The organism is Pseudomonas sp. 18175 (assembly GCF_050432925.1).
GTDB lineage: Bacteria > Pseudomonadota > Gammaproteobacteria > Pseudomonadales > Pseudomonadaceae > Aquipseudomonas.
On record NZ_JBKFTO010000035.1, the window covers coordinates 1 to 12,462 of the forward strand.

General features: G+C 59.1%; 17 protein-coding genes. 3 read left to right on the top strand and 14 right to left on the bottom strand.

The window, feature by feature from the left end; translation table 11 throughout:
• Positions 1-304: 304 nt before the first annotated feature.
• The 9 genes from ACLD1Y_RS29710 to ubiE are packed head-to-tail and all read right to left on the bottom strand — an operon-like array spanning position 305 to position 6,273.
• Positions 305-1,012: a 16S rRNA (uracil(1498)-N(3))-methyltransferase gene (locus ACLD1Y_RS29710; protein ID WP_429481230.1), complete on the bottom strand. Its 708-nt coding sequence runs from the start codon at positions 1,010-1,012 to the stop codon at positions 305-307.
• Positions 1,009-1,797 carry a twin-arginine translocase subunit TatC gene (gene tatC / locus ACLD1Y_RS29715; RefSeq protein ID WP_159960263.1) on the bottom strand — a complete coding sequence of 263 codons (789 nt, stop codon included), beginning with the start codon at positions 1,795-1,797 and terminating at the stop codon, positions 1,009-1,011. The genes ACLD1Y_RS29710 and tatC overlap by 4 nt, the downstream gene beginning before the upstream one ends.
• On the bottom strand, positions 1,794-2,195 hold the full coding sequence (gene tatB / locus ACLD1Y_RS29720) for a Sec-independent protein translocase protein TatB (RefSeq protein WP_429481231.1): 402 nt from the start codon (positions 2,193-2,195) through the stop codon (positions 1,794-1,796). Before tatB ends, tatC begins: the two co-directional genes overlap by 4 nt.
• 10 nt (positions 2,196-2,205) lie before the next feature.
• The gene (locus ACLD1Y_RS29725; protein WP_429481232.1) at positions 2,206-2,484 is read right to left on the bottom strand and encodes a twin-arginine translocase TatA/TatE family subunit; all 279 of its coding nucleotides are present in this window, start codon (positions 2,482-2,484) and stop codon (positions 2,206-2,208) included.
• 25 nt (positions 2,485-2,509) lie between these two features.
• Entirely contained in the window at positions 2,510-2,842 is a 333-nt protein-coding gene (locus ACLD1Y_RS29730) for a phosphoribosyl-ATP diphosphatase (protein WP_105695035.1), read from the bottom strand.
• A gap of 2 nt (positions 2,843-2,844) precedes the next feature.
• A complete protein-coding gene (gene hisI / locus ACLD1Y_RS29735) occupies positions 2,845-3,237 on the bottom strand; it encodes a phosphoribosyl-AMP cyclohydrolase (RefSeq protein ID WP_429481233.1) in 393 nt (130 codons plus the stop codon).
• Positions 3,238-3,278: 41 nt separating this feature from the next.
• Complete coding sequence (gene ubiB, locus ACLD1Y_RS29740; RefSeq protein ID WP_429481234.1) at positions 3,279-4,883, bottom strand: ubiquinone biosynthesis regulatory protein kinase UbiB; 1,605 nt, start codon at positions 4,881-4,883, stop codon at positions 3,279-3,281.
• A complete protein-coding gene (locus ACLD1Y_RS29745) occupies positions 4,880-5,503 on the bottom strand; it encodes a ubiquinone biosynthesis accessory factor UbiJ (RefSeq protein ID WP_429481235.1) in 624 nt (207 codons plus the stop codon). Before ACLD1Y_RS29745 ends, ubiB begins: the two co-directional genes overlap by 4 nt.
• Complete coding sequence (gene ubiE / locus ACLD1Y_RS29750) at positions 5,503-6,273, bottom strand: bifunctional demethylmenaquinone methyltransferase/2-methoxy-6-polyprenyl-1,4-benzoquinol methylase UbiE (protein WP_159960255.1); 771 nt, start codon at positions 6,271-6,273, stop codon at positions 5,503-5,505. The genes ACLD1Y_RS29745 and ubiE overlap by 1 nt, the downstream gene beginning before the upstream one ends.
• 282 nt (positions 6,274-6,555) lie before the next feature.
• On the opposite strand from ubiE, the gene ACLD1Y_RS29755 reads away from it, so the two are divergent.
• The 3 genes from ACLD1Y_RS29755 (at position 6,556) to ACLD1Y_RS29765 (ending at position 8,330) form a co-directional block, all read left to right on the top strand.
• Positions 6,556-6,831: a polyhydroxyalkanoic acid system family protein gene (locus ACLD1Y_RS29755; protein ID WP_101265670.1), complete on the top strand. Its 276-nt coding sequence runs from the start codon at positions 6,556-6,558 to the stop codon at positions 6,829-6,831.
• A 104-nt stretch (positions 6,832-6,935) separates the two neighbouring features.
• Positions 6,936-7,358: a phasin family protein gene (locus ACLD1Y_RS29760; RefSeq protein WP_429481236.1), complete on the top strand. Its 423-nt coding sequence runs from the start codon at positions 6,936-6,938 to the stop codon at positions 7,356-7,358.
• A gap of 12 nt (positions 7,359-7,370) precedes the next feature.
• The gene (locus tag ACLD1Y_RS29765) at positions 7,371-8,330 is read left to right on the top strand and encodes a phasin family protein (protein WP_429481237.1); all 960 of its coding nucleotides are present in this window, start codon (positions 7,371-7,373) and stop codon (positions 8,328-8,330) included.
• Between the two features lie 72 nt (positions 8,331-8,402).
• Here the strand turns inward: ACLD1Y_RS29765 and ACLD1Y_RS29770 are convergent, their stop codons facing one another.
• From ACLD1Y_RS29770 to ACLD1Y_RS29790, 5 genes are all read right to left on the bottom strand, one after another.
• Positions 8,403-8,924, bottom strand: coding sequence for a fimbrial protein (locus tag ACLD1Y_RS29770; protein WP_429481238.1), 522 nt, complete (start codon positions 8,922-8,924; stop codon positions 8,403-8,405).
• Positions 8,925-8,937: 13 nt separating this feature from the next.
• Positions 8,938-9,465 (bottom strand): fimbrial protein, encoded by a 528-nt coding sequence (locus ACLD1Y_RS29775; protein WP_429481239.1) that lies wholly within the window; start codon positions 9,463-9,465, stop codon positions 8,938-8,940.
• A gap of 18 nt (positions 9,466-9,483) precedes the next feature.
• The gene (locus tag ACLD1Y_RS29780; protein WP_429481240.1) at positions 9,484-10,446 is read right to left on the bottom strand and encodes a fimbrial protein; all 963 of its coding nucleotides are present in this window, start codon (positions 10,444-10,446) and stop codon (positions 9,484-9,486) included.
• Between the two features lie 46 nt (positions 10,447-10,492).
• The gene (locus ACLD1Y_RS29785) at positions 10,493-11,446 is read right to left on the bottom strand and encodes a fimbrial protein (protein ID WP_429481241.1); all 954 of its coding nucleotides are present in this window, start codon (positions 11,444-11,446) and stop codon (positions 10,493-10,495) included.
• A gap of 73 nt (positions 11,447-11,519) precedes the next feature.
• Positions 11,520-12,458 (bottom strand): fimbrial protein, encoded by a 939-nt coding sequence (locus tag ACLD1Y_RS29790; RefSeq protein ID WP_429481242.1) that lies wholly within the window; start codon positions 12,456-12,458, stop codon positions 11,520-11,522.
• Positions 12,459-12,462 lie beyond the last annotated feature (4 nt).

Genomic DNA, 12,462 nt, shown 5'->3' on the forward strand with positions numbered 1-12,462 from the left:
TGGGGCAAGAGCCCTTTGCTTACTTTGGGGCTTTTCCAAAGTGAGCCGCCGTAAGGGCGGAACCATAAGCCGCCGTTACCCAAATAACGGATATGTACACCGAAAAAATGCCATCGCAGGCAAGCCAGCTCACACATTAGACCGGTGTACATCCAACAAAACTCAGCCGCAGGACAGACCGCCTTCGCGAGCAAGCCCGCTCCCACATGTCCAGCGCAACACTCAAAGTTGTGTAGATACCTATGGTCATCGCAGGCAAGCCACACACACACAAGCGAGTTCCCACATGGGGTTTGGATTTGGGTTAGAAGAGGCGGGCGAGCAGGGCGGTGACGGCGGTTTCAACCCGCAGGATACGTGCGCCCAACTGTACCGGCTGCATGCCGGCCTTGGCCAGAAGGTCTACTTCATAGGGAATCCAGCCTCCCTCCGGGCCAATGGCCAGGGTCACCGGCTCATCCAGCCCACGCGGGCAGGCCGGGTAATCGCCGGGATGGCCGATCAACCCCAAGGTGCCGTCAACCATGGCCGGCAGGCGGTCTTCGACGAACGGTTTGAAGCGCTTCTCGATGATGATCTCGGGCAACACCGTATCCCGCGCCTGTTCCAAACCAAGGATCAGTTGTTCGCGAACCGCCTCGGGTTCCAGAAACGGCGTTTGCCAAAAGCTCTTTTCCACCCGGTAGCTGTTGACCAACACCACCTTGGGCACGCCCATGGCGGCCACGGTTTGCAGCACCCGGCGCAGCATTTTCGGGCGGGGCAGGGCCAGCAGCAGGGTCAGGGGCAGTTTGGCCGGCGGCGGCTGGTCGAAGCTCACTTGCAGCTCGGCTTCGCCGGCGTCCAGGCGCAGCAACTGGGCATTGCCCATCAGCCCGCCGATGCGGCCGACCCGCAGGTTGTCGCCTACGGCGGCGCGGTGCACTTCCTGCATGTGCACCAGGCGTCGGTCACGCAGCACCACGCGGTCGGCCGCGATAAAGTCGGCCTCCTCCAGCAGCAATAGGTTCACGGCTGGGTCGCTGGCGGCTGGTCGTCTTCGGGTTGGTCGTCCGGATGGTCGCCACGTTTGCTGATCAAACCGCTGAACAGGATGCCGATCTCGAACAGCATCCACATCGGCACGGCCAGCAGGGTCTGGGAGAAGATATCCGGCGGGGTAAGGATCATGCCCACCACAAAGCAGCCGATGATCACGTACGGGCGGATCTTCTTCAGGTACGCCACGTTGACCACGCCGATCCACACCAGCAGCACCACGGCCACGGGGATTTCGAAGGCCACGCCAAAGGCGAAGAACAGCGTCATCACGAAGTCGAGGTAACTGGTGATGTCGGTCATCATTTCCACACCGGCCGGGGTGGCGGCGGCGAAGAATTTGAAGATCAGCGGGAACACCAGGAAGTAGGCGAACGCCATGCCGGTGTAGAACAGTAGGATGCTCGACACCAGCAATGGCACCGCGATGCGCTTCTCATGCTTGTACAGGCCCGGTGCGATAAAGCCCCAGATCTGGTGCAGGATCACCGGGATCGCCAGGAACAGCGACACCATCATCGTCAGCTTCAACGGCGTGAGAAATGGCGACGACACATCGGTGGCAATCATCGTCGCGCCGGCCGGCAGGTACTGGCGCAGGGGCGTGGAGACGAAGGTGTAGATCTGCTGGGTAAAGGCAAACAACCCGGCAAAGATGATGAAGATGGCCGCTACGCAACGCAGCAGGCGGGTACGCAGCTCGGTGAGGTGCGAGACCAGCGGCATATGCTGGTCGTTTTCCGGTTTATCAGCGCTCATGGGGCTCGCGGCGGCAAAGTAGGGTCATGGGGCGCGGGCGACGCAGCAGGCGTCGGCGCAGGCTCGGTGGGCGCAACAGGTGTGGCTTCGATAACCGGCGCAGGTGCGATGCTCTGTTCGGCCACAGGCTCAACCGGTTTGGCAGGCTCCTGCACCGGCGACAGAATCTTGCGGGCCTCTTGCTCCAACGACAGGATGTGCTCGTTGTGCAGTTGGCGGCGGATTTCGTCGGCGCCGATTTCCCGTTCAACTTCCTGTTTGATGGCGTTGAAACTGCGTTTCAGGCGCCCGATCCACAGGCCGGCCGTGCGCGCGGCACCGGGCAGGCGTTCTGGCCCCAGTACCAGCAGGGCCACGAGGCCGACGAGCAGCAGTTCAGAGAAGCTGATACCAAACATTAGTCAGTGCTCACGAGTCTTTGCGGGTCGGCTCTTCGACTTTCTCAGCCTGTACGTCGAAGGTACGACGCTCGCTGATCGGCTGGGCGGCCTGGGGGTGTACAGGCTGCGCTGGCGGTACTGGGCTGGCCGCAGGGTCGGCTGGCTTTTCGTCGTCGTTCATGGCTTTACGAAAGCCCTTGATCGACTCGCCCACGTCAGTGCCCAGGTTCTTGAGTTTCTTGGTGCCGAATACCAGTACGACCACCACCAGAATGACGATCCAGTGTTTCCAGTCAAAAATGCCCATGCTGCAATTCCTCTGTGAAAGTGAGTCAGGTAGTCGGGCGCGAGGCCTTTTCGGCGTGCCCGGACAAGCCAAAGCGACGGTCCAGTTCATCCAGTACGGCCTGTGGATGCTGCCCCAGTTGGGCGAGCATGACCAGGCTGTGGAACCAAAGGTCTGCAGTTTCGTAGATCACGTCGCTGCAATCGCCGCTGATTTGTGCGTCCTTGGCGGCGATGATCGTCTCAACGGATTCTTCGCCGAGCTTTTCCAGAATTTTGTTCAAACCCTTGTGGTACAGGCTTGCAACGTAGGAGCTGTCGGCGTCTGCGCCTTTGCGGTCTTCCAGCACCTGGGCCACGCGGTTGAGGGTATCGCTCATGTCTAGTGTCCTGCCGAGTAGATGGCGTGCGGGTCTTTGAGCACCGGTTCCACCACTTTCCATTCGCCATTCTCGAACACGCGATAGAAGCAGCTGTGACGGCCGGTGTGGCAGGCGATGTCGCCGATCTGCTCGACCTTGAGGATGATCACATCCGCGTCGCAGTCGATGCGCATCTCGTGCAGGGTCTGCACGTGCCCGGACTCTTCGCCCTTGCGCCACAGTTTGCCACGCGAGCGTGACCAGTAAATGGCGCGCTGCTCAGTGGCGGTGAGGCTCAAGGCCTCGCGGTTCATCCAGGCCATCATCAGCACGCGCCCGGTTTTGTAGTCCTGGGCAATGGCCGGCACCAGGCCGTCACTGTCCCACTTGATCTCGTCCAGCCAGTCTTTCATGTTCGGCTCCGGCAATTTGCGACAGTGTATAACCGGATTGGCTATCGACGCACGATCAGATAAACACCCACGGCGACCATGATGCCGGCCGGCCAGTGGCCCAACGCATTCAATGGCCCGCCCAGGCCCAGTATCACGCCACCCACCAAGTGCGCGGCGCCCAGCAGGCGCAGGAACCAGTCATCCTTGCGCTTGTGCCACGGCGGCGGTGGGTCCTTGGCGTGGGGCTGGGACATGCGCTCCAGCAGGTCGCGGGTCATACTGGCCAAGTGCGGCAATTGTTCGAACTGGCTGTGCAGGTTGCCGATCAGCGTCTTGGGGCTGACCCGCTCACGCATCCAGCGCTCCAGGAACGGCTGGGCGGTGTTCCACAGGTCCAGGTCCGGGTACAGCTGACGGCCCAGGCCTTCGATGTTCAGCAGGGTTTTTTGCAGCAGTACCAACTGCGGCTGCACTTCCATATTGAAGCGGCGTGCAGTCTGGAACAGGCGCATCAGCACCTGGCCAAAGGAAATGTCTTTCAGTGGTTTTTCAAAGATCGGCTCGCACACGGTACGAATCGCTGCTTCGAATTCGTTGAGCTTGGTCTCGGCCGGCACCCAGCCCGAATCGATGTGCAACTGCGCCACGCGGCGGTAGTCACGTTTGAAGAAGGCGAACAGGTTGCGCGCTAGGTAGTCCTGGTCTTGCGGGGTCAGGCTGCCGACGATGCCGCAGTCGATCGCAATGTACTGCGGGCTCCACGGGTTCACGGTGCTGACGAAGATATTGCCTGGGTGCATGTCGGCGTGGAAGAAACTGTCGCGGAACACCTGGGTGAAGAAAATCTCCACACCGCGCTCGGCGAGCATTTTCATGTCGGTGCGTTGGTCGGCCAGGGTGGCGAGGTCGGTGACCTGCACGCCGTAGATGCGCTCCATCACCAGCACTTTGGGGCGGCACCAGTCCCAATACACTTGCGGCACGTACAGCAGGGGCGAGCCTTCGAAGTTGCGCTTGAGCTGGCTGGCGTTGGCGGCTTCGCGCAGCAGGTCGAGTTCGTCGTAGATGGTTTTCTCGTAGTCGGCGACCACATCCACCGGGTGCAGCAAACGCGCATCGGCACTGAAACGCTCGGCGGCGCGGGCGAGGATGAACAGCCACGCCAGGTCCTGGCCGATGATCGGCTTGAGGCCGGGGCGAATCACCTTCACCACCACTTCTTCGCCGCTCTTGAGCTGCGCCGCATGCACTTGGGCCACGGAGGCGGAGGCCAGGGGCTCGACGTCGAAACGGCTGAACACTTCGCTGATCTTTTGGCCCAGCTGTTCTTCAATCAGCTTCATCGACAGCTGCGGATCGAACGGCGGTACGCGGTCTTGCAAGAGCATCAGCTCATCGGCGATGTCTTCGGGCAGCAGGTCGCGACGGGTGGAGAGGATCTGCCCAAACTTGATAAAGATCGGCCCCAAATCCTGCAACGCCAGGCGCAGGCGCGCGCCACGGCTCAGCTCCAGCTTTTTGCGCGGGAACCAGCGCCACGGCAGCACATAGCGCACCGCCAGCAGGAACCACGGCAGGGGCAGGGCGAACAGCAGGTCATCGAGTTGATAGCGGATTACGACGCGCTGGATACGAAACAAACGGCGGACGGCGAGCAGCTTCATGCGTTATCGCTTGGATCAAGGGAACGGCTCAGGCGCTCGAAGCGTGCCTCAAGGCGTTCCAGGTCGATTTTGGCCTTGTCGAGTTCACGAAAGCGCGCTTGCGCTTCCCGTTGCCCGACCAGGGTGCGCGATTCTTCGCTCAGGTATTCGGCGAGGTTCTGGTTGAGGCTGGCGAACCCCTGTTGGTACCAACGCGAGCGGCTGCGCAGGTGCCCGCTGATCAACTGGGTGGCCACCGGGCCGATCCAGCGTGACAGCTCGAATTCCCAGTCCAGCTCCAGGTCTTGCAGCACGGCGGCCAGGTCCATCAGCACCGAGCTGTCACCTTCCAGCTCCACCTCGGCGCTGTGCAAGATTGCGGTCTTGTTGCGGCTCAGCGCCAGGTGCAGCAGGCTCGAGGCCGGTGCGCGCAGGGTGCAGTCGGCCTCGGCGGCCCATTGGGCGGCGAGCATCAGGCCTTCATCGCTGGGCAGGATAAACAGCTGCAAGGCGGGGCTGCGGCAGTCCACGGCAATCACTTTGCCGTTGAGGTGCGCAAGCCGCGCCAGGGCGGTGCTGTCCAGTCGCAGTACACGGTTAACCCCGTGCTCGACGCTGGCGAGAAGACCTTGGAACAGCATCAGGGCTTGATGCCGCGGTGCAGGGCGACGATGCCGGAGGTCATGTTGTGGTAGGTCACGCGGTCGAAGCCGGCGTCTACCATCATCGACTTGAGGGTTTCCTGGTCGGGGTGCATGCGGATCGATTCGGCCAGGTAGCGGTAGCTCTCGGCGTCATTGGTGATCAGCTTGCCCATCAACGGCATGAAGGCGAAGGAGTAAGTGTCGTAGACCTTGGACATGATCGCGTTGGTCGGCTTGGAGAACTCCAGCACCAACAGGCGGCCACCCGGCTTGAGCACGCGCAGCATGGAGCGGATCGCGTCTTCCTTGTGGGTGACGTTGCGCAGGCCGAAGGCGATGGTTACGCAGTCGAAATGGTTGTCGGGGAACGGCAGCTTTTCAGCGTCGGCCTGGACGAATTCGATATTGCCGGCCACGCCTTTATCCAGCAGGCGATCGCGACCGACCTTGAGCATCGAGCCGTTGATGTCGGCCAGCACGACCTGGCCGGTAGGGCCGACGAGCTTGGAGAACTTGGCCGCCAGGTCGCCCGTACCGCCGGCGATGTCCAGCACGCGGTTACCGGTGCGTACGCCCGACAGCTCGATGGTGAAACGCTTCCACAGGCGATGCATGCCGCCCGAGAGCACGTCGTTCATCAGGTCGTACTTGGCCGCGACGGAGTGGAACACCTCAGCGACTTTTTCCGCCTTTTGGCTTTCCGGGACGTTCTTGAAGCCGAAGTGAGTGGTGGGTTCGGCATCGCTGCCTTTGCGCTGATCAGTCATATCGCTGTCACCAAAAGAGAATGCGGGACATGATAATCCCCAAGGCCTGCTTTGTCTTGGCAAGGCTCATCTGTAGTGAGCGGGCTTGCCCCGCGCTAGGTGGCGAAGCCGCCCCAATAGGGCCGCCGCGGTGTTTCAGGAAGACCGAGTTGCTTGGGTTTAGGGCGGCTTCGCCACCCAGCGCGGGGCGAGCCCGCTCACTACAAGGTATAGAATGACGGCCACCGAGACCTTTTGCCGCATAGAAGGTATCCAAACCGCTATTAAAGAGGAGTCATTGCAATGGCCCGTATAACCGTTGAGCGTGCACATTCCCTGGGTAAAGAAGGGGCGCGGGCAAAGGCCGACAAGTTGGCGCAAAAACTTCAGGAGCAATATGGCCTGGAACCGTCGTGGTCCGGCGATACCTTGAACCTCAAGCGTTCGGGGGTTAAAGGCACCGTACTTGTAGCCGATGATTCGCTGCGCATTGATGTGGAACTGGGGCTGTTGATGTCGGCCATGAGTGGCACCATCAAGTCCGAAATCGAGAAAGCCCTGGATAAAGCGCTTGCTTGAACGTTGTGTTCTAGGGTGCCGATTCTAATTTTTCCTCCTACTTTGTGCCCAAGCCCTCAACTCCTGTGGGCCGTTCCTCCCCCCTATTCTGCGTGAGGTGCACCATGGCCAAAGTTATCTTGAAGAAAAAAATCGACGCCCACACCACTGCCCTGAGTGACGTTAAATCCTACGCCCGCAAGATTTGGCTGGCAGGCCTGGGGGCTTATGCCAAGGTCGGCAGCGAAGGCAGCGAGTACTTCAAAGAGCTGGTTAAAACGGGTCAACATGTTGAAAGTAAAGGCAAAAAAGTTGCAGTTGAACAACTTGAGGCCGCCAACAGTCAGATTGACCAAGTAAAGAGTAATGTCTCCTCCGTCAAAGGTCTGGTAGAAGTTCAGCTGGATAAAGTTGAAAAAGCTTTTGATACTCGTGTTGCAAGTGCCTTGAATCGAATCGGCATTGCGTCTAAACATGACGTGGAGACACTCTCTGCTAAGCTCGAAGAGCTGACGGCATTGCTCGAACGTGTCGCGCGTAAACACTAAGGAGACATCGGGATGGCTGTTAAAAAGACTACTCAGAAAGAAGGCAGCTCGTGGGTCGGGGAAGTTGAAAAATATTCCCGTAAGATCTGGCTGGCTGGTTTAGGCGTGTACTCGAAGGTTAGCAGTGACGGCGGCAAATACTTCGAGACTTTGGTCAAGGACGGCGAGAAGGCCGAGAAGTTGACCAAAAGCACCGTCGGTAAAAAAGTTGAAGCGGCCAAGGCAACTGCCGGCTCCGCCAAGTCGAGCGTTTCTGACGCCTGGGGCAAGTTGGAAGAAACGTTCGACAAGCGCCTCAACAGTGCCATTTCGCGACTGGGCGTGCCTAGCAAAGCCGAACTGAAGACGCTGCACAGCAAGGTCGACACCCTGACCAAGCAAATCGAAAAACTCACTGGCGCCAAAGTGGCTCCGGTAAAAACCGCAGCGGCCAAACCGGCTGCCAAGCCTGTCGCTAAAACCGCTGCTGCAAAACCCGCCGCTAAAACGGCAGCCAAGCCATTGGTAAAAGCTGCCGCCAAGCCGGCTGCCAAGGCCCCAGCAAAAGCAGCCGCCAAGCCTGCGGCAAAAGCCGCCGCTTCCAAACCGGCCGCCAAGCCTGCTGCTAAACCTGTGGCTGCTAAAGCGGCTGCCAAGCCTGCGGCCAAAGCAGCAGCCAAACCTGCGGCGAAACCTGCGGCCAAAGCAGCGGCCAAGCCTGTGGCTAAAACCGCAGCGGCCAAACCTGCTGCTGCCAAGCCAGCCGCCGCGAAACCGGCCGCCAAGCCGGCAGCGACTAAGCCTGCGGCAAAACCTGCCGTGGCGAAAAAACCAGCGGTGGCCAAAAAGCCTGCGGCGGCCAAGCCTGCTGTTGCTGCCAAGCCAGCCACTTCGGCACCAAGCGTTTCGACAGCCAACTCGGTGTCCGCGCCCACCCCTGCCGCTACTGCGACTGCAACGCCGGTAACGCCGACGCCGTCCAGTCAGTCCTGATTGTTTCAGGGCACATAAAAAGCCCGGCCTGCTAAGGCCGGGTTTTTTTTGCCTGTTCGCAATGAGGTCGTTTCAGTTGTAGCTGATAGAAACGGTAACCGCACTGGCCAGGTTGCCCGCACTGAGCGCTAAGCCGGTTTTATGGTAGTTCGCGTTCATCGGTAAAACGGCTTTTCCAGCGGTGGTTGGAATTGTGCGGGTTCGCTCGGCGACAGTGCCGTTGGCGGGAATGTACGCGACGTTACGGTGGGAGAGTGAGAGTGCTGTCCCGCCTGAGCTTCCCGTATTGGCAAAGAGCGTGGCGTTTCCAACCGACGAAGGGCCCGTGAACAGAAAGTTCACAAACCGGATGTCGGATTCGCAATCGGCAGTGAGCTCAAATTGCACAAGCCCTGCGGTGTTGGAGTTATCAAAGTCGGAAACTTTCACTGTCGGCAGTGTAATGGTGCGGTTCACATCACCGGCCGCGAGATTGCACGTGCCTGCGGTGACCAGACCGTTAAAAGTCAGCCTGCCGGTGGTCGCGGCCTGGGCAGCCGTGCTGGCCAGGCCTGCTGTGATTGCGAGCATGAGGGGGAGATGTCGTAATTTCATCAGACTTCCCTATTTAGTTGTAAGTGATGGAGACCGTCACGGCACTGGCCAAGGTGCCTTGGGTGACCGCAACATCGGTTTTGTGGTAGGCCGCTCTGAGTGCAAGTATTGCCTTGTTGCCACTTGTAGCTACCGTTCGGCTTCGCTGGGCGGGTGTACCGTTGGCCGGAATGGTTTGAAGGCTTGGTAACCGAGACGTCAACCAAAGGGCTGTGCCACCGGAGGTTCCTGTGTTGGCAAACAGCAGGCCGTTGCCGGAGGACGCAGTACCGGTGAACAGGAAAATCACATTTCGCAGGTCCGACTCACAATCGGCAGATATCTCGAAATCAAAACTCCCCGCAAAAGGGCTCGTATCGAGATCTGGGACCTTGATCGTTGGCAATGTAATGGTGCGGTTCTCATCGCCAGCTGCCAGGTTGCACGTGCCCGCGTTGACCGTGCCGGCAAACAGCAAATTGCCTGTGGTCGCCGCTTGGGCAGCCGTGCTGGCCAGGCCAGCAGTAATCGCCAGTAGTAGGGGGAGGTTTCGCAGTTTCATCAGGGTTTCCTTCTGGTTTCAGTTGTAGGTGATGTTGACAGTGGCCGTGCTGGCCAGCGTGCCTTGGCCGACCACGCCGTTTCGGTAGTAAGCGGCGCCGAGCGGCAACACCGCGCGATTGCCGGAAACAGCGACCATGCGTGTGCCGTTGTGGCTGATGGTTTGGGGTGTGCCACTGGTGCGTGAGTACAGCCATAACGCTACGCCACCGGCACGTGAGTACAGCCATAACGCTACGCCACCGGCACTGCCGGTATTGGCGAACAGCGCGTTGTTTCCAATGGCGGGGGTGCCGGTGAAACGAAAGGTGACGTTGCTGGCGTTGGTGCAAGTGGCAGTCAGTTCAAAGTTGAGTGCGCCCGCAGAGACGGCATCATGCAAGGCCCTGGCTTGTATGGTGGGGAGCGTGATCGTGCGGTTGACGTCACCGGTCGCCAGGTCGCAGGTGGCGGCCGGCCGGATGAAGCGCACCGGGCTGCCAAGTTGCAGGCGAAACGTGCTCGAAGACTTAGTCCACTTTTGCTCGAAGAAGTATCCGCTGGGCACTGTTCCTGTGGTTACGGGGCCAATCTTGTAGAAAGTTGCTTCTGCCGAAGTGAAGCTCGAAGACGGTCCGGAAAAGGTGAGCGGAGCTATGTTATGAAGCGTGTGGAGTGAGCTGCTCCCGTTGTGCGATGTCATCCGAACGGCTATGCCGATGCCTGGAACCTCCGTGGGGTGCACACCTTGGTTATGATTGTTAGGGTAGCGCCCGTTGACCCATCGGGTAGCCAGGATGCAGAACGTGTTCCAGTTGGGAGCTGTGCCGTTGAATGCCTGGCGGGTTATGACACTGCCGATGGGAAGGCTGTCAGGCACCGCGATGGTCGCCGGAAGATTGAGTGTAAACGTGTCGTTTTGATACCTACCGCACGTCGCGTGGGCGGCAACTGGCAGTCCGAGAAACATCAGTGTCAAAAGACATTTAACCGACAGCTTCATTTTCAACCCCGTGATGAGATATGTGGCGCTGTGCACCGTGACGCCATCAGTTGTAGGTGATGCTGATGGTGGCGGTACTGATAAGGGTGCCCGCGCGGACCGTGCCGTTTTTGTGATACGCGGCGAGCATCGGCAGGACCGCTCGATTGCCGGAAACGGGCACCGCGCGTACGTTATTGGCATTCGGCGAGATGGTTTGCTGCGCCCCGTTCAGGTTTGAAGCCATCCACAGGGCCACTCCTTCGGCCGAGCCGGAGTTGGCGAAGAACAAGCTGTTTCCATTGGCAGGGGTGCCGGTGAAACGAAAGGTGACGCTGGTAGCGTCGGTACAGTTTGCGGTTAGTTCGAAGTTGCGCATGCCCGCAAAGTTGACGTCTTTCAGGTCGCTGGTTTTTATCGGGGCGAAGGTGATGGTGCGGTTGACGTCACCGGCGGCCAAGTCGCAAGTGGCGGCTGGGTTGACGAAACGTACCGAGTTGTTGAGTCGAATCTGAATGCGACCCCTGTGCCCATCGAGTGCAGAGTCCTGAAGATTTCCACTGGCCAAGGTACCGTTCGTTACAGGCCCTATTTTGAAAAACTCTGCGCGTAACGTGGTGACGAAATGGATGTAATTGGTGTTCGACCACCATGTTTTACTGCCATTTCGTAGCGGCACGCTGAAGGGGGGCTCGTAGTTGTCACTCTCTATCACCCGCATCCCGATGCCGGGAACATTCGTGTGATAAATCACGCCCCCTGGCGCCGATGAGCTAGACGAAAAGCGTCCTGTGTAGGCCTGTACCATGCCGGCACCGCAGTAGAACTTCATGTACGGAAAAGGACCGTTAAATGCCCGGCTGGTAATCATCCCGCCCACAGGAAGGGATTTGGGCACCGTGATGGTGTCTGGAAAGTTCACGCCATAGGTAACATTCGGGTACCCCGTGCACAGCGCCTGAGCGCTGATCGGCAGACCAAGGCTCAGCACTGTCAAGATGATTTTGCTCGAGTGTTTCATGTTCTTGTTCCTCGATAAGGCGTAAGGCGCCCCCTGGATCGCACACGGTTTTGCCGCCGAAGTGTCAGCCGGATTAGTTGTAAGTGATGTTGACGGTGGCGTTGCTTACGAGCGTGCCCGCGCCGACCGTGCCGTTTTTGTGGTACGCGGCGAGCATCGGCAGGACCGCACGATTGCCGGAAACGGGCACCTCGCGCACGTTATTGGCATTCGGCGAGATGGTCTGCTGCACCCCGTTCAGGTTTGAACCCATCCACAGGGCTACCCCTTCGGCCGTACCGGTGTTGGCGAAGAACAGGCTGTTTCCGTTGGCAGGGGTACCGCTGAAACGAAAGGTGACTTTGCTGGCGCCGGTGCAGTTTGCGGTCAGCTCGAAATTTTGCATGCCGGCAAAGTTGACGTCTTTCAGGTCGCTGGTTTTTATCGGGGCGAAGGTGATCGTGCGGTTGACGTCGCCAGCAGCCAGGTCGCAGGTGGTTGCTGGGTTGACAAAACGTATGGCGGTATTGAGAACCAAGCGATGAACTCTGTTGCCGTTAAAGGTGAGTTCAATAATTCGCCCGGCCGCCAGCGTACCGCTCCCGACGGGGCCGGTTTTATAAAATTCTGCCCGCAATGAAGTGTAGTTATGTTGGTTTGCCCCGGGGGGCAGTATTGAACCGTGGTTGTCTAGCCTCAATGTTGTGGAGAGCCCCGTATTAAAGGTTCCCCATACCCTCATACCGATGCCGGCAACACTGGTTTGATAAATGCCGGTTCTGACAGGGGCACCCAATTGCCCGATTACTGCTGTTGTCACTGGGGTGTTGCAGTTCATGACAATGATCGGATAGGGGCCTCCAAACGCTTGGCTCGTAATTAGCGCTCCTACAGGCAAGGTAGTCGGCACGTTAATCGTTGCTGGAAAGGAGACGCTATTTTCAACGTTGGCATAGCGGTCACATGCTGCATAAACGGCATGCGGCAGGCCGAGGGCCAGCATTGTTAAAACGAGCTTGATGGAATGTTTCATCTTG